This is a genomic window from Enterococcus sp. MSG3290 (genome assembly GCF_050555565.1).
Taxonomy (GTDB): Bacteria; Bacillota; Bacilli; order Lactobacillales; family Enterococcaceae; genus Enterococcus_B; species Enterococcus_B faecium.
Genome location: NZ_CP187862.1, coordinates 122,003 through 141,196 on the forward strand (window position 1 = coordinate 122,003; position 19,194 = coordinate 141,196).

At 39.5% G+C, this 19,194-nt stretch carries 19 protein-coding genes; 16 read left to right on the forward strand and 3 right to left on the reverse strand.

What is annotated here, in order from left to right; genetic code table 11:
- The first annotated feature begins 166 nt into the window (after positions 1-166).
- The gene (locus IGL31_RS00615; RefSeq protein WP_002294268.1) at positions 167-676 is read left to right on the forward strand and encodes a QueT transporter family protein; all 510 of its coding nucleotides are present in this window, start codon (positions 167-169) and stop codon (positions 674-676) included.
- A gap of 69 nt (positions 677-745) precedes the next feature.
- On the opposite strand, the gene IGL31_RS00620 is transcribed toward IGL31_RS00615, so the two are convergent.
- A complete protein-coding gene (locus IGL31_RS00620; RefSeq protein WP_086299939.1) occupies positions 746-1,285 on the reverse strand; it encodes a biotin transporter BioY in 540 nt (179 codons plus the stop codon).
- 139 nt (positions 1,286-1,424) lie between these two features.
- Entirely contained in the window at positions 1,425-2,036 is a 612-nt protein-coding gene (gene rpsD / locus IGL31_RS00625; protein WP_002294265.1) for a 30S ribosomal protein S4, read from the reverse strand.
- A gap of 261 nt (positions 2,037-2,297) precedes the next feature.
- Here rpsD and IGL31_RS00630 point away from each other — a divergent pair, with 261 nt between their 5' ends.
- The 8 genes from IGL31_RS00630 (at position 2,298) to IGL31_RS00665 (ending at position 11,538) form a co-directional block, all read left to right on the forward strand.
- Entirely contained in the window at positions 2,298-3,149 is an 852-nt protein-coding gene (locus tag IGL31_RS00630) for a formate/nitrite transporter family protein (protein WP_179189385.1), read from the forward strand.
- Positions 3,150-3,176: 27 nt separating this feature from the next.
- Positions 3,177-3,812, forward strand: coding sequence for a DNA alkylation repair protein (locus tag IGL31_RS00635; RefSeq protein ID WP_002294262.1), 636 nt, complete (start codon positions 3,177-3,179; stop codon positions 3,810-3,812).
- Positions 3,813-3,831: 19 nt separating this feature from the next.
- On the forward strand, positions 3,832-4,605 hold the full coding sequence (locus IGL31_RS00640) for a Cof-type HAD-IIB family hydrolase (RefSeq protein WP_002294261.1): 774 nt from the start codon (positions 3,832-3,834) through the stop codon (positions 4,603-4,605).
- A 407-nt stretch (positions 4,606-5,012) separates the two neighbouring features.
- On the forward strand, positions 5,013-5,810 hold the full coding sequence (locus IGL31_RS00645) for a TIGR00282 family metallophosphoesterase (RefSeq protein WP_002297139.1): 798 nt from the start codon (positions 5,013-5,015) through the stop codon (positions 5,808-5,810).
- Positions 5,788-6,201 carry a YlbF family regulator gene (locus tag IGL31_RS00650; protein ID WP_002297923.1) on the forward strand — a complete coding sequence of 138 codons (414 nt, stop codon included), beginning with the start codon at positions 5,788-5,790 and terminating at the stop codon, positions 6,199-6,201. Before IGL31_RS00645 ends, IGL31_RS00650 begins: the two co-directional genes overlap by 23 nt.
- On the forward strand, positions 6,185-8,830 hold the full coding sequence (gene mutS / locus IGL31_RS00655; protein ID WP_010727988.1) for a DNA mismatch repair protein MutS: 2,646 nt from the start codon (positions 6,185-6,187) through the stop codon (positions 8,828-8,830). The genes IGL31_RS00650 and mutS overlap by 17 nt, the downstream gene beginning before the upstream one ends.
- A 17-nt stretch (positions 8,831-8,847) precedes the next feature.
- On the forward strand, positions 8,848-10,956 hold the full coding sequence (gene mutL, locus IGL31_RS00660) for a DNA mismatch repair endonuclease MutL (RefSeq protein ID WP_086299937.1): 2,109 nt from the start codon (positions 8,848-8,850) through the stop codon (positions 10,954-10,956).
- A 21-nt stretch (positions 10,957-10,977) separates the two neighbouring features.
- Positions 10,978-11,538 carry a Maf family protein gene (locus IGL31_RS00665; RefSeq protein WP_086299936.1) on the forward strand — a complete coding sequence of 187 codons (561 nt, stop codon included), beginning with the start codon at positions 10,978-10,980 and terminating at the stop codon, positions 11,536-11,538.
- An 84-nt stretch (positions 11,539-11,622) separates the two neighbouring features.
- Here the strand turns inward: IGL31_RS00665 and treP are convergent, their stop codons facing one another.
- On the reverse strand, positions 11,623-13,611 hold the full coding sequence (gene treP / locus IGL31_RS00670; RefSeq protein ID WP_002297133.1) for a PTS system trehalose-specific EIIBC component: 1,989 nt from the start codon (positions 13,609-13,611) through the stop codon (positions 11,623-11,625).
- Positions 13,612-13,833: 222 nt separating this feature from the next.
- On the opposite strand from treP, the gene treR reads away from it, so the two are divergent.
- From treR to IGL31_RS00705, 7 genes are all read left to right on the forward strand, one after another.
- Positions 13,834-14,547 (forward strand): trehalose operon repressor, encoded by a 714-nt coding sequence (treR, locus tag IGL31_RS00675; RefSeq protein WP_002294254.1) that lies wholly within the window; start codon positions 13,834-13,836, stop codon positions 14,545-14,547.
- Positions 14,548-14,623: 76 nt separating this feature from the next.
- A complete protein-coding gene (msrB, locus tag IGL31_RS00680; protein WP_002294252.1) occupies positions 14,624-15,070 on the forward strand; it encodes a peptide-methionine (R)-S-oxide reductase MsrB in 447 nt (148 codons plus the stop codon).
- Between the two features lie 169 nt (positions 15,071-15,239).
- The gene (ruvA, locus tag IGL31_RS00685; protein ID WP_002290528.1) at positions 15,240-15,842 is read left to right on the forward strand and encodes a Holliday junction branch migration protein RuvA; all 603 of its coding nucleotides are present in this window, start codon (positions 15,240-15,242) and stop codon (positions 15,840-15,842) included.
- A 12-nt stretch (positions 15,843-15,854) separates the two neighbouring features.
- A complete protein-coding gene (gene ruvB, locus IGL31_RS00690) occupies positions 15,855-16,856 on the forward strand; it encodes a Holliday junction branch migration DNA helicase RuvB (RefSeq protein ID WP_002289812.1) in 1,002 nt (333 codons plus the stop codon).
- A 28-nt stretch (positions 16,857-16,884) separates the two neighbouring features.
- A complete protein-coding gene (locus tag IGL31_RS00695) occupies positions 16,885-17,463 on the forward strand; it encodes a TetR/AcrR family transcriptional regulator (RefSeq protein ID WP_002289813.1) in 579 nt (192 codons plus the stop codon).
- Positions 17,464-17,514: 51 nt separating this feature from the next.
- A complete protein-coding gene (locus tag IGL31_RS00700; protein ID WP_002289814.1) occupies positions 17,515-17,997 on the forward strand; it encodes a low molecular weight protein-tyrosine-phosphatase in 483 nt (160 codons plus the stop codon).
- 116 nt (positions 17,998-18,113) lie between these two features.
- Positions 18,114-18,488, forward strand: a complete 375-nt coding sequence (locus IGL31_RS00705) for a hypothetical protein (protein ID WP_002289815.1) — start codon at positions 18,114-18,116, stop codon at positions 18,486-18,488.
- Positions 18,489-19,194 lie beyond the last annotated feature (706 nt).

Here is a 19,194-nt window from a genome sequence, read left to right on the forward strand (position 1 = left end):
AGCCAAATGAAAAATATAAGGAGCTATTTTTATTTGACTATTCTTATTACTTGTTGCAGGGCAGCTTTTTCACTACCTTCTGCGGCACTTCAGTTGGAATTTTCTTCCCATCCTTTGGTCGCAGTCATTACCAAGATAAAATTATCTTGCAAAGGAGAAATAGAACATGGAAAAAAATAATACCCGTTCAGCCAAACGCTGGACAACGACAGATGTGACTCGGATGGCGCTAGTCACTGGTTTATATGTGGCAGTGACGCTGGTTTTGTCTGTCTTTAGCTTTGGAGTGATTCAGATTCGTCTCTCGGAGATGTTCAACTATCTGTCCTTGTATAACAAAAGATACATCGTCGCGGTAACAGCGGGAGTAGCTTTGGCTAATATGGCTTCTCCTCTTGGACTGATAGATGTTGTAGTAGGAAGCGTCAGCACGCTGCTTGTATTGCTTATCAACTATAAAATCACTAGTCGCATCAAAAACATGAAAATCAAAATGGCTGTGACAGCATGCGTATTTGCTTTTTCCATGTTTACAGTAGCTGGTCAGCTAACGATTTTATATCAACTACCTTTTTTCTTGAATTGGTGGGTGATTGCTTTAGGAGAATTGGCATCAATGATTGTCGGTGGGATAATTATTTATTGGATCGGTAAAAAAGTGGATTTGTCAAAATAAAGATCTGTTTAATTTAAAATATGGCAGCGTGGAAGAGACTTTGAGTCTTCTTCCATGCTGCTTTTTTTATTAATTTGTATGAAGAAATCGATTTAGCCGTTTTTTCATCAAGATACCGATATAAGCTGCTCCAGTTGCCTTGATTGCTTCCGGCAGTAAAAACGGCAGTAGTCCACTGGCAAATGCAGTTGTAAAAGTAAGATCACCACTTATTTTCAGCCAGATCGTTCCGCAGATCAATGCAGCAAGAGAGCCCATTAGATTGGCAAAGATTGCATATAAGTAATGAGCATCCGTTCTTTCGATCATCCAACTAGTTATCCACGTTTGTAAGAGAAATCCAATCAAATATCCGCCAGTTGGCCCAAATAAAACAGCTATACCTCCAGTCATCCCTGAAAATACAGGAAGACCAATCAAGCCAAGTAAAAGATAAACTACAACAGATATCAATCCTAGTTTTCTTCCGAGAAAAGTTGCTGTTAATCCAATAGCAAATGTTTGCCCCGTCAAAGGAACCAAGCCAAAAGGAATGGTCATCTGAGAAAGGACAGAAATAATCGCGGCAAATTCCGCAGCAAGTATTAATTCTTTCAATGTTCGGTTCATAATGCCCTCTTTTCGTTAACTTAATATTTTTATTTGGTTAACGAAATTGTAAAACAAAGTGATTACTTTGTAAATAGAAAATATAAAAAAAGACCAGCTATCCAATAGATAGCGGTCTTTTTCAAGAAAGCTTTTGAAATTATAAGCTTTGGTTGTAGTATTCAACGACAAGAGCTTCGTCGATTTCTGGATATAGTTCGTCACGTTCTGGTAAACGAGTCAATGAACCTTCCAATTTTTCAGCGTCAAAGCTTACGAATGCTGGGCGTCCAACAGTTGCTTCTACAGCTTCTTTTACTGTTACGATGTTTTGTGATTTTTCACGAACTGAGATCACTTGACCCACTTCTACGTGGTATGAAGGGATATCAACGCGTTTGCCATCAACTAAAATGTGACCATGGTTAACTAATTGACGTGCTTGACGACGAGTCGTTGCAAGTCCTAAACGGTAAACAACATTGTCTAAACGTTGTTCTAGTAAGATCATGAAGTTAACACCATGTTTACCTTCTTTGATTTTGCTAGCTTTTACGAACAAGTTACGGAATTGACGTTCGTTCATTCCGTACATGTGACGAAGTTTTTGTTTTTCAGTTAATTGCATGCCGTATTCTGATTGTTTGCCACGGCTGTTAGGTCCATGTTGACCTGGTGCGTAAGGGCGACGTGCTAATTCTTTTCCTGTGCCTGACAATGAGATGCCTAAGCGACGAGAAATTTTCCATGATGGTCCTGTATAACGAGACATTAAAATTTCCTCCAATGAATATAAGTTTTTGGAGTAAAATAATCCGTTGAAAAATTCATAATCATATAGTTTGTTCTTCAATCTTCACCTTTGCAGCCGCGGTTACACAATCGAACCCGAGACGGGGCAACAAACTAGGGATGAGTTATTATTTTTCTGCTGCATTATTTTACACAAATTACAGTATATGATAGATCATCCATGAATGTCAAGATAATTAGTACATAAAAACGCTTTACAAACCTAGGCTGTCTTTATAAAATGAGAGGGTATGTGCAAATGGAAAAAAGCGAAGGAAGTTTAAGGAGAAAATCAATGAATCCGGTATCACCATTATTTGAGAAAATCGATGCTTCAATTGAAAAGAAGGCGAATCTTTTTGAAAACAGTTTTTCACGTTACGCTGTTCGAGCGGTTCTCGCCTGTTTGTTTTTGACTTTAGGAACGGCTGTGGCATTTGCGATCGCGATGAAGTGGGAAGATATCGCGCATGGTCTAGGAAAGATTTTATACGCATTTATGTTCAGCTGGGGTCTGGTCATGATTCTATACATGAACGCCGAATTAGGAACATCGAATATGCTTTATATGACCGTGGGTGTTTTTCGGCAGAGACTTGCTTTAAGTAAGGCAGCCAAGATTCTATTTGCCTGTATTTTTTTCAATATGATTGGCGGTATATTATGTGGATTTCTTATTTCTATGACTACGCCATTTCAAGATTTAACGTTGGACAACTTTATGTTAGAATCAATAGCAGTAAAACTAGCAAAACCTGCAGCAACGATTTTGGTGGAAGGGATGTTTGCGAATATCGTTGTCAATACCGCTGTACTGATCAGCATGCGGATGAAAGAGGATGCCGGGAAAGTGATCACAGTCGTATTCATCATTTTCATTTTTGCTTTTTTAGGATATGAACACGTGATAGCGAATTTTCCTGCCTTTACGCTTGCTTACTTTGCTTCTCAAGGACAGACGGATGGAATGACAGTCAGCAATGTGTTACATAATTTGTTTTTTGCTTTGGCAGGAAATTATATTGGTGGCGGTTTAGTAATGGGACTGGGATATGCTTGGCTGAATCAGTCAAAATCATCCTATGTGGACTAAAAAGTCGTTCATTAAAGGGGAAGTGCCATGGAAGTTTTAGTTTTTCCAAAAAATGAGGAAAAAGCGTTACAAATGGAAAAGTACATGAAAAATCTTTTTTCCTTTGCTGGAGTACCTAAGCCGGAACGCGCTCTTTTACAACAACCGTTACTGGATGAGAGCAAAAATTTATCTATTTCTGAAGTTTTAGCTTTTGTTTATTATTATTATGAACAAATCGAAAGAGAGTATCAGTATGTAGCGATCGATTTAGTCCAGAAAAACATCAAACGGCTTACATTTGAAGACTTAGTCGTATTGTTGCCACTAGTTCAGAAAAAAGAATGGTGGGACAGCATCGACTCTTGGAGAAAAGTATACAGCACATGGTGTAAAGCCTACCCAGAGCAGCGTGAAGAAGTCTTTCAATTGTTTGAAAAAAAGGAAGATTTTTGGCTACGTCGAATAGCAATCACGTTGCAATTAGGTTATAAACAGCAAACAGACACAGGACTATTGATCCGAGCAATAGACGAAGATCGTCAAACAAAGGAATTCTTTATCCAAAAAGCAATTGGTTGGGCATTACGCGATTACAGTAAGACCGATGCCGATTGGGTAAAAAGACAGCTGACAACAGATTTGAGTAAGTTAGCTGTTCGAGAGGCAAGTAAGTATTTATAAGAAAGCGAGACGACAAGAGATGAGACGCAAATTATTTGCTTTTGATATTGATGGAACGTTGTTAGATTCAAACAAACAAGCTTTAGATAGCACGAGAGAAGCATTGGAAAAATTACGCAAAGCCGGTCATCTGGTCACGATTGCTACAGGGCGGAGCCGATTTCATGCGCAAGAGATCATTCGCGATCTTGATTTTACGAACTACATTTTATGTAATGGAGCGGCCGGTTTTTTAGACCATGAACAAGTATATAAGAATTTACTAGATCGCGACCAGTTGGATGCGTTCGTTCAAGAAGCGCATCATGAGCAGATCGATACAGCTTTTGTCAGCTTAGACAATATCAAGCGTTCTTCTTCCAATGATGTAACGGTGATGGAAGAAGCGATGCATTCTTTCGGTGCTGTCTTGCCTGAATTAGATCAGTTTTTTGCAGAGGAACAAGAAATATACCAAGCGTTAGCATTTTTCGATCAAACATATGATGGGAAGTTCTCTTCATATGATAAAATTCGATTTGTCCGCTGGCATGAGAACAGTGTAGATGTCGTACCTAAAAATGGTTCTAAAGCAGCGACAATTCTGCACTTAGCAGAACAAGTAGGCATCCCTCATGAAGACATCATCAGCTTTGGCGATGGACAAAACGACCGTGAAATGTTGCGCATGTCAGGAATTGGGATAGCTATGGGGAATGCTGTGCCAGAAGTACAAGCAGAAGCTAAGATGGTCACTGATACAAACGATCAGGATGGAATTTGGAAGGCATTGAAAGAGTTAAGCGTGATTTAAAAGAGGTTGTGAAAAAGCTGTTCTGCATCAAGTAATAAGCCCAGCCAAACAAAAATAGCTCCTCCTATTTTTCGTTTTTCTGGGCTTATTACCGCAGATGCAAGCTTTTGAACACCGTTTAAGGAAGAGGTCGTGACAGAAGTGGTCAGTTTCAAGAAATAAGAAGGGATTTACGAAAATTGCTTCTCAAATTTTTGTAAAATTATGGCTTATTTCTGAAGAAGTAGATGAAACAACGTTTATTCGGGAAATGGGACTGTGACAAGATGTTTGTCATAGTCCCATTTTTTTATTTTATTTTTCAAAACTAAGAAATACCAGGAAAGAGTTCCTTTTGTTTGACCTTTTCTTTCTTATTGAAAACAACTATAATATAGAGTGATGTTAAAAGAGAAGAGGAATTTAGTGTGCGGGTATTGTTTATTGGTGATGTAGTAGGTTCAATGGGACGAGAGATGATTACTGAATATCTTCCTAGATTGAAGAAGAAGTACCGTCCGCAAGTAACGATTGTAAATGGTGAGAATGCCGCTTCTGGACGTGGAATCACAGAAAAAATCTATAAAAAATTTTTGCAAGACGGCGTAGATGTCGTGACGATGGGGAATCATACGTGGGACAACCGCGGAATCTTTGAGTTTGTAAATGAAGCTAAAAAGATGGTTCGTCCGGCAAATTTTCCGGAAGGGACGCCTGGACAAGGGATGGTCTTTGTCAAAGTGAACCAAGTCGAACTGGCAGTGATCAACATGCAGGCTCGTTCTTTTATGGTGGACTTGGATGATCCTTTTCGTAAAATGAATGAGCTGGTAGAAGAAGCCAGAAAACGTACGCCGATCATTTTTGTAGATTTTCATGGAGAAACAACAAGTGAAAAACAAGCAATGGGCTGGTTTTTAGATGGGAAAGTTTCAGCAGTGGTCGGTACACATACACACGTTCAGACAAATGATGCGCGAATTTTGCCAAGAGGAACAGCGTATCTGACAGACGTTGGGATGACAGGTCCCTATGATGGTATTTTGGGTATGCGCAGAGAACCTGTAATCGAAAAGTTTCTGACCGCATTACCAAAACGTTTTGAAGTTGTGGAACAAGGCCGATCGATTTTAAGCGGCTGTATCTTGGAATTGGATGATACGACAGGTCATGCAAAAGAAATCCAGCTGATTCAGATCAACGATGATCGACCGTTCATGGAGTAGAAAGAGAGGCAGTTTTTTGCAGCAGGAGCCGGAAATTCAAAAAGAAGTAAGGAAACTGACAAAACTTTTAAGAGAGAATGAAACGATCATTCGCTACAAAGAACTTGAAGAAAAGATCCAGCAAAACCAGTATTTAGCTGAGTTGAGAGAAAAAATCAAACAAGCGCAAAAAGATGCTGTTCATTTTGCCCACTATGACAAACCAGCAGCAGAACAAGAAGCAATCAAACAAGCGGATCAATTCATGCAAGAATTTGATCAGCATCCGCTTGTTGTAGCTTATAGAAAACAGCTGTTGGAAGCAGATGATCTGCTTCATCATTTAACAACTATGATACAAGAAGAAATCAATGGACAAATAGAGGAGGAAAAACATGCCTCAAAAAACTAAAAATACTCCTATGATGGAACAATATCTAAGCATCAAGGCCCAATACCAAGATGCTTTTTTGTTCTATCGTTTAGGAGACTTTTATGAACTATTTTACGAAGATGCGATCAAAGCGTCACAGCTTTTGGAATTAACGTTGACGAGCAGAAATCGAAATGCAGAAGAACCTATTCCTATGTGCGGTGTACCTCACCATGCAGCACAAGGATATATCGATGCCTTGATTGAAAAAGGCTATAAAGTAGCGATTTGCGAGCAGGTAGAAGATCCAAAGACGACTAAAGGGATGGTCAAGCGCGAAGTGATCCAGCTAGTCACTCCTGGTACAGTCATGGACAGCAAAGGATTGTCGGCAAAAGACAACAATTTTTTAACAGCTGTAGTTAGTCAAGGAAATGAATTTGGCTTTGCTTATGCCGATTTAAGTACGGGAGAATTGAAGACGGCTCGGTTGCATGATGAAGAAGCTGTTTTAAATGAAGCCTCTGCATTGCAGACAAAAGAACTCGTATTAGGCAGTGAGATCACTGATACCCTTCGTGAACAGCTAAGCGGGCGTTTAGGGCTAGTCTTTTCTCAACAAAATGAGATGGAAGAAAACGCGGAATTTAGCTTTTTGACAAGCGAACTAGTCGATCCGCTGGAAAAAGAAGCAACCGGCAAACTATTGACTTATTTATCGGTGACACAAAAGCGGAGTTTAGCTCATATCCAAAAAGCAGTAGAATACCAACCAGATCATTTTTTGAAAATGGATTATTATTCAAAATTCAACCTAGAATTAAGCCAATCTATTCGGACTGGGAAAAAGCAAGGCACTCTTCTATGGTTGTTAGATGAAACAAAAACAGCAATGGGTGGCCGTTTACTAAAACAATGGCTAGACCGTCCGCTTATCCAGGCAAAACAAATTAAAGCAAGACAAGAAATGGTCGCTTCTTTGCTAGACAGCTATTTTGAACGTATCGATTTGCAGTCAGCATTAACGAAAGTCTATGATCTGGAACGCCTAGCAGGTCGAGTAGCTTTCGGTAATGTCAATGGGCGAGACTTGATCCAGCTGAAAACTTCTTTAGAACAAGTGCCAATGATCAGAGGGTTGATTGAAGGAATCGATCAAGGTCAATGGCAAAGTCTGCTTTCAGAAATGCAGCCGATGGACCATCTCGTCCAATTGATCGACCAAGCTATCCAAGATGATCCGCCGTTACAAATAACGGAAGGAAACATCATCAAAGATGGATTCAATGAGCAGCTCGATATGTACCGTTCTGCTATGAGAAACGGAAAGAAATGGTTGGCAGAACTTGAAGCAAAAGAGCGTCAAGAAACAGGAATCAAGAACTTAAAAATCGGATTTAACCGCGTTTTCGGTTATTATATAGAAATTACAAAAGCAAATCTTGGAAATGCAGAACTGGAGAAGTATGAACGAAAACAAACTTTAGCAAATGCAGAGCGTTTCATCACACCAGAACTAAAAGAATTGGAGACACAAATACTCGAAGCAGAAGAAAAATCTGTTGATTTAGAATATCAGTTGTTTTTAGCTGTGAGAGAAGAAGTCAAAAAGGCTATCCAGCCGCTACAAGTACTTGCAAAAGCAATCAGTGCAGCAGATGTGCTACAAAGTTTTGCAACGATCAGCGAACGCTATCAGTATGTTCGGCCAGAACTTGTCAGTGACAAGCATCAGCTTCTGATCAAAGACGGACGACATCCTGTAGTAGAAAAAGTATTAGGACATCAGGAATATATCCCTAACAGCGTAGAAATGGCAGAAGACGAAATGATCTTGCTGATTACAGGACCGAATATGTCTGGTAAAAGTACGTATATGCGACAGTTGGCATTAACTGTTCTGATGGCGCAAATGGGCTGTTTCGTTCCGGCAAAACAAGCAGTTTTACCTATTTTTGATCGGATTTTTACCCGAATCGGTGCAAGTGACGACTTAATTGCTGGACAAAGTACTTTTATGGTAGAGATGATGGAAGCCAATCAAGCCCTGCGTTATGCTACGCCAAACAGTTTGATTTTGTTTGACGAACTAGGGCGAGGAACAGCAACCTATGACGGAATGGCGTTGGCCCAAGCAATCATCGAGTATATCCATCGTCATGTACAAGCAAAAACACTCTTTTCTACTCATTATCATGAACTGACGGTACTTGAGAAAGAACTTCCGCAGCTTAAAAATGTCCATGTTGGAGCCGTTGAAAAAGACGGAGAAGTTGTCTTCTTGCATAAAATGATGGATGGACCTGCGGATAAAAGCTATGGCATACATGTGGCAAAGATCGCAGGATTGCCTTCCAATCTACTAGAACGAGCAGCAGATATCCTGCATACGCTAGAAAATGGTGATAACGGACACCATACTGTTCCAGCTGAAATAGAAGAGAAGACTAAAACAGCCAAACAGGAGCAAATAAAACCACCTGCAGAAAAAGTAAATCAAGACCATATACAAGACCGTGTAAAAGAAGAAAACCAACAGCTTTCTTTATTCAGTGAATTATCCGAAAATGAAACAGAAGTCATTGAATCACTGAAGCAAATAAATTTACTAGAAATGACGCCAATGGATGCACTAAATACATTATATGAATTACAAAAACAACTGTAGGAAGAAGGCGGATATCGATGGCCAAAATCCAAGAATTATCTGAACGTTTAGCTAATCAGATCGCTGCGGGAGAAGTAGTGGAGCGACCAGCTTCCGTTGTGAAAGAATTAGTGGAAAATGCAATTGACGCCGGCAGTACTCAGATTGATATCTTAGTTGAAGAAGCAGGACTGCGGACGATCCAAGTGATTGATAACGGAGAAGGCATTTTGGCAGACGACGTAGAGAATGCCTTCAAGAGGCATGCGACAAGTAAGATCCATAATCGCGACGATCTTTTTCGCATACGAACGCTTGGATTTCGCGGTGAAGCTTTGCCAAGTATTGCCTCGGTTTCTGAAATGACTCTGGAAACGGCAAATCAGGAAGAAAAACAAGGCACCTATCTGTCGCTGAAAGGCGGAGAAGTTATTGAGCATCGACCAGCACCACTGCGTCAAGGAACGAAGATTACCGTCAGCAACCTGTTCTTCAATACACCAGCCCGCTTGAAATACGTGAAAACACTGCACACAGAATTAGCAAACATCGGGGACATCGTCAATCGTCTGGCATTAAGTCACCCAACAATTGCTTTTCGTTTAGTACATGATGGAAACAAAATGCTGGCAACTGCTGGAAATGGCGATCTGAAACAAACAATTGCGGGAATCTACGGATTATCTACCGCAAAAAAAATGCTGAAAATCGAAGGAAAAGATCTAGATTTTGAGTTATTTGGCTATGTTTCATTGCCTGAGGTGACTCGTGCCAGTAGGAATTACTTATCGACGATCATCAATGGACGTTTTATCAAGAACTTTTCCTTGAATAAAGCAATCGTTGCAGGTTATGGGTCAAAATTAATGGTCGGTCGTTTCCCTATTGCTGTATTGGAAATCAAAATGGACCCGCTTTTAGTAGATGTAAATGTTCATCCGACGAAGCAGGAAGTCCGGCTGTCGAAGGAAAAAGAACTAACAGAGCTAATTAGTAACGCCATTCAAAAAGCATTGTCTCAAGAAAATCTGATTCCAAGTGCAGCGGATAATCTACGGTTTAAGAAAAAAGTACCCGATCAGCCTAAAACAGAACAAATCGAAATCGATTTGTCCTACGCTTTTGAAGAAGAAAAACCTAAAAAGCCAAGTAGTTTGAATTTTGATCGAGAGACAGGAACCTTTTTCGTAGAAGAACCAAAGAACACATTTGTTGACAGAATTGTTGATAAGTCTGTGGAAAATGTTGAAAACTATTCTGGTTTTTCTGAAGAAAACACCACTTATCCAGAAAAAACAGCGAAAACGGTGGATAAGTTTGGTGAAAATGTTGATAACTTTGTAGAAAAAACAGTGGAAAAATCTGAAAAGAAAGAATTTCCCATTGTGGATAACATGGAGAAAACAAATGAAGAACAAGCAGATAAATCCGTAGAAGAGGATGAAAAGATTTACGAGGAAGAATTGGCGCTCCATCCTGAATTTGATTTCACTCAAGGAAACGACAAAACATTAGAACAAGCCATCAAGAAATTAGAAACGGAAAAACCAGTACAACGTTTTCCTCAGTTGGAATATTTTGGACAGATGCACGGAACGTATCTTTTTGCCCAAAGTAGCGATGGGTTGTACATCATTGATCAGCATGCTGCCCAAGAGCGCATTAAGTATGAATATTTCCGGGAAAAAATTGGGGAAGTATCTGATGATCTGCAAGAATTGCTTGTTCCATTTGTGTTAGACTATCCAAACAGTGATGCTTTGAAATTAAAAGAGCAAAAACACTTGCTAGAAGATGCAGGGATTTATTTAGAAGAATTTGGTCAAAACAGCTTTATTGTACGGGCCCATCCTACTTGGTATCCCAATGGAGAAGAAGAATCGATTATTCGGGAGATGATCGATATGCTGCTGACAACTGGAAGTGTGAGTGTAAAAAAATTCCGTGAAGCAACAGCAATCATGATGAGTTGCAAACGATCGATTAAAGCCAACCATTATTTGAATGAAGCACAAGCACGTGTGCTGCTGAAGGATCTGGCACGATGCGAAAATCCTTTCAATTGTCCCCATGGCCGTCCAGTATTGATTCACTTTACCAATTCGGATATGGAAAGGATGTTCAAACGAATCCAAGACCCGCATTAAGTCAAAGAGAAGAGGGAAAACATGAAGATTGTATTAGCATCCCAATCACCAAGAAGAAAAGAGTTATTGGCTCATATCGTTTCAGAATTCGAGATTGAACCTGCTGATATCGATGAAACGCCATTTCCAGACGAACAGCCCGTCGATTATGTTCGTAGAATGGCTGAAGAAAAAGCACGAACTGTCTGGGAACAAGATGAAAAAGAAGACCATTTAGTGATTGCCAGTGACACGACTGTTGTTCTCAATCAAGAGATCATGGGTAAACCAGAAGATCTGGCTGAGGCTGAATTCATGCTGAAAAAACTAAGCGGGGAAACACATACTGTATATACAGCTGTTGTTTTAAAAACAAAGGAGCGAGAAGAACGAATACTAGCAGAAGCACATGTCACTTTTTATCCACTGACAGATGAAGAAATCAATCGTTACTTGGAGACGGGAGACTATGCGGATAAAGCAGGGGCATACGGCATCCAAAATGCTGCAAGTGTATTCGTCAAAGAAATTTCTGGAGATTACTACAGTATCGTAGGGTTTCCGATTGGTGCTGTCAATCAGGCACTGAAAACATTCATTTAAACAAAAAAGCGGACTATCTGATTTTCGATTGAAAATCCATGATAGCCCGTTTTTTTTATTGAAAAGATTACTTATCTACTCTGACTAAGATTTTACTTCAGCTTTACCGACTGCTTCGCCCGGGCGAACAAGTCCTGATTGGTCAAGAGAAAGTCCTGCAACTTTTTCATTATTGGTCAAAGCAACAATAATGTCAGTTTTCTTGCCAGCTTGTTCTATTTCTGGCAAATCCATTTCAGCAATCAGGGTCTCTGGTGTGACAAGGTATCCTTCTTTCACGAATACATTGAAAGGAACACCCTTTAGTTCAACAGTATCTAATCCCATGTGAACAAGTACTTCCAGCCCCTCATTAGAAAGAATACCAATGGCATGTTTTGTTTCAAAGACACTCGTCACTTTACCGTTTACTGGTGCATAGACTTTGCCGTTTGACGGTTCGACAGCATAACCGTCACCCATCATTTTTTGTGAGAAAACTGGGTCATTTACTTCAGTTATTTCCTTGATGGTCCCTGCAGCGACTGCGAATAATGTTTCTTTTGTTGCAACTGCCGTACCAGTTGCTGAAACAGGTTCGAAAGACTGTGGCGTTGCTGTTGCGCCATTTGCTGTTTGAAGTTGTACATCAGCAGCATTTTCAGGAACAGCAGGATCAATCTTATTCAAAATTCCCTGACGTCTAAAGATGATCGTCAAGCCAAATGGAATGATGACAGCAATGATCATTGCGATGATGAAAGGTACCCATGTTTCTGCTTGGATAGCTAGTATTCCTGGCAAACCGCCTACTCCGATCGCGTTAGCTCGAACACCCATCAAGTTAGCAAACATGCCAGCTAATCCAGAGCCGACCATTGCAGCGACGAAAGGATAGACGTATTTCAAATTGATTCCGAACATAGCAGGTTCAGTTACGCCTAAGTAACAAGAAATCATTGCTGGAATCGAGATTTGTTCTTCTTTTTTATTCCCACGATGTAAGAAGATGATGGCTAAGACTGCAGAGCCTTGGGCGATATTTGATAAAGCAATCATCGGCCATAAATTCGTTGATCCGAAATCTGCAATCAGCTGCATATCGATGGCATTGGTCATATGGTGGAGACCAGTAATCACTAAAGGAGCATACAGGAATCCGAATACGGCACTAAACAACCAGCTGATAGAAGACGTCAATCCAGTATTTACGATATTTGAGATCCAGCTTCCGACTGTCCAGCCGATAGGACCTAAAATAACGTGTGCAGCTAAAACAGTTGGTAACAATGAAAACAATGGAACAAAAATCATCGAGATCGACTGAGGGATATATTTGCGGAAGAAGATTTCTAGATACGCTAACATAAACCCTGCCAGCATGGCTGGAATAACTTGCGCTTGATAACCAATCATCTGGACTTGAGCAAAACCAAAATCCCAAAATGGAATATCTGCTGCGGCTGTGGAAGCTACACTATAAGCATTTAATAATTGCGGAGAAACTAACGTAATTCCTAAAACGATTCCTAATATTTGTGTAGTACCCATCTTTTTTGCAATACTCCAAGTGATACCTACTGGAAGAAAATGGAAAATTGCTTCACCCGGTAACCACAAAAAGGCATTGACACCATTCCAAAACTTCGAGTGTTCAACGATTGTTCCACCAAGACTTTCAAACTGGATACCTTCAAGTACATTTCTGAATCCAAGGATCAATCCACCGACAATGATTGCAGGAATCAGTGGTGTAAAGATTTCTGCTAAAACGGCAATAGCACGTTGAACGGGATGAAGGTTTTGTTTTGCAGCTGCTTTTCCTTGTTCTTTGGAAACCCCTTCAACTCCAGATACTGCAACGAAGTCGTTATAAAAAGTAGAAACATCGTTTCCTATGATGACTTGGAACTGTCCTGCATTCGTGAACATCCCTTTTACGCTAGGTATATCTTCGATCGCTTTTTCGTCCGCTTTTCCTGGATCATTCAGGACAAAACGCATACGAGTCGCACAATGACTAACTGCAGCAATATTTTCTTTTCCACCGATATCATGTAACAGCTTCTCGGCATCTGCTTGATATTTTGCCATATCAATAAACCCCTTTCTCTTAACTTGTCTATGCAAGTTGTTTCTTCATTTACTATACTTTTTTTCGGAGAAAATTGCAAGCGTTTTATTAAAAAGTACGAGAGAAAATGATATCGTTTTAAAAAGCTTAAAATAAGCTTTTCTTAAAAATAGGAACATTGAAATACAAAAAGAGCTGTAGTATAGTGAAGAAATGATGGAAGAACGAGTGAGGGAAAAAACATGAATAAGTTCAATGAAATTTTTTTAGATTTGGAACAGAAAATTTTAGCGAAAGAATATCCTCCGCATTCGCTTTTACCCAGTGAGAACCAATTGATCAAAATTTATGGTGTTTCACGAGAAACAATTAGAAAAGCGCTGAATCTTTTGACTACGGAAGGTTATATTCAAAAAAAACAAGGAAAAGGTTCGATCGTACTGGATCGGAATCGCTTCGACTTTCCTATTTCTGGATTGACTAGCTATAAAGAGCTACAGGAGACCCAACGTATTCCAAGTGAAACGATCATCCATACGTTAGAAGAAACAGAAGTGACAAAAGCATTGAACGAGATCACTGGCTGGGAGATCGGTGCGCCTGTTTGGCATTTGATACGCGAAAGAAAAATCAATGGCGAAGTAGTTATATTAGACACCGATTATCTATTAAAGGAAATCGTTCCTATTTTAACTCCAGCACAAGCACAAGGATCGATCTATGAATATTTTGAAAATGAGCTTTCTTTGACGATTGCTTACGCGCAAAAGGAGATCACAGTAGAAGAAGTAACGGAAATCATGAAAACAGCGATGGATCTTCACGATGACACTTATGCAGTAGTAGTCAGAAGCCTCGTTCATCTGGAAGATACCCGCTGTTTCGAGTATTCTGAGTCGGTTCACCGATTAGATAAATTCCGTTTCGTTGAGTTTGCCCGACGCCGAAAAGTGTAAATAGTTCAAAAGAAAGCAAATTGTTGGCATCTGTCCACTTTGGCGCTATGATAGGATCACAAAGGGGGCATTTTTAATGGATAAACCAATAAGACCAGAAAAAGAAGAACTGAAAGAAAAGTTATCACCCATGGCTTATGCAGTCACACAAGAAAATGCAACAGAACGACCATTTAGCGGGAAATATGATGATTTTTACGAAAAGGGGATCTATGTAGATATCGTCAGCGGTGAACCGTTATTCAGCTCTGCAGAAAAATATGATGCAGGTTGTGGCTGGCCATCATTCAGCAAACCAATAACGAAAAGACAAGTGCGCGAAAAAGCCGATTTTTCTCATGGCATGCATCGAATAGAAGTTCGAAGCAAAGAAGCAGATTCTCATCTCGGACATGTGTTTACCGATGGACCAGTAGATCAAGGTGGTCTACGTTACTGCATCAATTCTGCCTCACTGAAATTCATTCCATATGAAAAGATGGATGAATTAGGTTATGGGGAATTCAAATCACTTGTAGAATAATGGAAATACACAAAGAGCGGTACAATACGGGGATTTACTCGATCGTCCGCTCTTTTTTTATTCAAGCGATTGCTATTTGAAAGAAACGCTCCCCAGACTCCTTTTTTCACAAGGTGAAATGTGCTACAATAAAGGGAACGTATGTGTGCAAAAGAAAGAGGACTAGAATATGTATGAATATCTGACAGGTGTGGTTACCTTTATCAACCCCTATTACATAGTAGTAGAAACCAATGGTATCGGCTACCAGATCGCACTAGGAAATCCTTACCGCTACAGTAGCAAACTAAATCAAAAAATAAAAATTTATGTCCATCAGGTGATACGTGAAGATGCGCATCTTCTGTATGGATTTGATTCGCTAGAAGAAAAGCAACTGTTTTTGCGATTAGTAAGTGTTTCAGGAATCGGTCCGAAAAGTGCCCTTGCAATCATGGCAAGCGAAGACCACTCCGGTTTGATTCAAGCAGTAGAATCCAGTGATGTCACTTATTTGACGAAATTTCCAGGAGTAGGGAAAAAGACAGCACAACAAATGATCTTGGATCTAAAAGGAAAATTCGGTGAGCTGAGTATCGATACACCTTTTAGTCTATTTGATGAAGCAAACACAAAAGACGCTACAGCTCTATCTGAAGCAATGGAAGCTCTCTCGGCTCTTGGTTACAGTGATCGAGAAATCAAACGTGTAGAAAAACAATTAAAAGAAGTCGATAATCAGACAACGGATGAATATCTACGCCAAGCACTCAAGCTAATGATGAAAAAATAAGGAGGAGACCAAATGACAGATGAATACTTGTTATCACCAGAATCTGGCGAAAATGAACTGAGTTTGGAAAAATCTCTTCGACCACAGCTGCTTTCTCAATATATCGGACAGAGAAAAGTCAAACAAGAACTTCAGATTTACATCGAAGCTGCCAGAAATCGGGAAGAACCTTTAGATCATGTGCTGTTGTACGGGCCTCCTGGATTAGGAAAAACGACGATGGCCATGGTCATTGCTAATGAGATGACCGTAAATATTCGTACGACGAGTGGCCCTGCTATCGAACGTCCGGGTGACTTAGTAGCAATCTTGAATGAACTGGAAGCAGGGGATGTCCTGTTTATCGATGAGATCCATCGATTACCTAGAGTGGTAGAAGAGATGCTTTATTCAGCTATGGAAGATTTCTATGTAGATATCATGGTAGGACAAGGGCCAACCGCACATCCGGTTCATTTCCCTCTTCCTCCCTTTACTTTGATTGGCGCGACGACACGGGCAGGTATGCTTTCTGCACCTTTACGAGATCGATTTGGCATCATTTCTCATATGGAATATTATGACGAACAGGATCTGCAGGAGATCGTTTTACGTTCTTCGGATATTTTTCAAACAGAGATCATTGAAGAAGGGGCATTGGAAATTGCTCGCCGATCACGAGGAACGCCTAGAATCGCTAATCGCTTGCTCAAACGGGTTCGTGATTTTGCGCAAGTCCAAGGAGACGGGAAAATCGATCGTCCTATAGCGGATCAGGCACTTACTTTGCTACAGGTCGATCAGGCTGGATTGGATTATGTTGACCAGAAATTGTTGCGAACAATGATCGAGTTATATGGCGGCGGACCAGTAGGGTTAAGTACGCTTTCAGTAAACATAGGAGAAGAGCGTGAGACGGTAGAAGATATGTATGAACCGTATCTGATCCAAAAAGGATTTTTAAAGCGTACACCTAGAGGGCGAATTGCTACTGCTTATGCCTATGAACATTTTGGTTACGACTATCATATATGATTTTTGCTTTTAGATTGGAGGAAAATGAATGAGTGATACAACACGTACGAAACAATTGATCAAAAACGTATTGATTGATTTGTGCCAAACGCAATCTTTTCGAAAAATCAGCGTCCAAAAAATCGCAAATGAAGCAAAAATCAATCGACAAACATTTTATTATCATTTTACAGATAAATACGATTTGCTTCGTTGGGTCTATTGTGAGGATGCATTGCATTATTTAGATCCACAATGTCTTTCACTTGATAATTGGGAAGAGCAAGCATTGAAAATGCTGAAAGCAATTGCTGAGAAGAAAGAATTTTATGCAAATACTGTGCTTTCTGACCCAGAAATTTTACAAAAAGAGTTTTCTCAACTGATCCAAAAATCATTTATCAAGATTTTTGAACAAATGGATGAAGAAAGACAACTTTCTGCAAGAGACAAACTATTTTATGCTCGTTTTTTTTCTTACGGTTGCAGTGGTGTATTAGTCAATTGGATCACGAATGAATATGAAGAAACACCGATGGAAATCGCTATGCAGCTTTTCCGTTTAGCCAAGGATACGGAATTATATTCTTATCGTCTTTATGCAAAAGAAGAGTTGGAAGAACAGTAATAGAAAAATTTTTTGTTGGAAAAGCAATGATCGCTAAAAGGAGATGGGGAAATGACAAAAATTTTATTTGTTTGTTTGGGAAATATTTGCCGTTCACCGATGGCAGAAGGCTTGCTGAGAAAACGAATAGCATTAGAAGGAAGGGAAGCAGAATTTTTTGTGGATTCTGCTGCTACAAGCACGTATGAAGTTGGAAAGACACCGCACCCTGGAACGAAAAAAATATTAAACCAAGAAAAAGTAGATATGACGAATATGGTTGCTCGGCAAATCACACCCCACGATTTTGAAACTTTTGATTGGATCATTGGCATGGATCAAGAAAATGTAGAAGAACTGAAACGAAGAGCACCACGCTCAGCGCAGGGGAAAATCCATTTGTTTTTAAGTAGCATTCCTGGAAAAGAAAAAGAAAATGTTCCCGACCCATACTATACCAATAACTTTGATGAGACATATCACTTGATCACAGAAGGCCTGAATCATTGGTGGAATATTTGGATTGATGAAAATAAAATAACAAACAATTTGTAAAGTTAACGCTTTCTTTTTAAGGCGATGTTAGAGCATTTCCTTGTTTTTTTGTAAAATGTTAGGTAAAATAAAATTAATTAAGTAACACTTTCTTAGCTAAAGGAGGAGTGCATTCGATGAACGAAGAGACAGTATCGCCAATGAAGAAGCTTACGAAGTTAGTTACTCATACTTCGTATCAACTTTTTGATTCTTTTGTAAATGACACTGAAGAACATGCTAAGAATGTACGATTGCAAGGAAAGTTTATTCTTGAGCTGCAAAAAGCTGCTACTGAACATAGTCTAGTTATCTTACAAGTAAGAGCAAATCGTTTGAGTAGCAAGTATGAAACGATCTCAGGCTGGGTGGCGACAAAAACGGTCGAAAAAGACCGAGTGATGATCCGCCTACAAAACGAAGAGCAGCAGATCCGGATGGTTCCTGTAGAACAAATTGAAAAAATAACAATCCTTTCACCAGCAGGGGAACAGGAACGGTTATCAAAATAATTTATACCAGATAGAAAAGCACGTATGAGCTTGTACCATCAATCATTACTAATCAAAAATAACCGAATGCTTTAAGCTGATATCAGTAAAACGGAACGTTTTAGGATGAGTATCATAGCATGACAGCATTCGGTTGATTAGTTGAATCGATTGGATGGTACAAGTTTTTTTGATAAAAAAAGGTCCTGCTAGCCGGGGAGCTAGCAGGATAAGGAGTTAAAAATGAAAAAGTGTTGTTAGGGTTGTTTGTTGGTATGCTTATATAATAGTCATTAGTTGTGAATATTTTGTGACGAAAGTTTTCGAAAGTTGTTAAGTTTTTTTGCGAAAACTATTTTTATATCATATATATGTCTAAAATCTATATTATAAAAGAAATGTTGTTTGATTAGCTTCTCTTCGGTATTAGTTCAAAACAAAACGGCAAAGTATATGGAGCTACTTTGCCGTTTTGTTTCTCTAATACTCAGGTCAGTTTATAGACGCTCAATAAACGGTGTTCAAAAGCCAGTTTCTCGGTATTAAGTCAAATTTATGCAAAAATGTGAGAAGCCATTTTCAAAAAATATTTCTTAATACTTGAAACTAAGCGGCTTTTTCACGACCTCTCAATAAACGGTGTTCAAAAGTCAGTTTCTCGGTATTAAGTCAAATTTATGCAAAAATGTGAGAAGCCATTTTCAAAAAATATTTCTTAATACTCGAA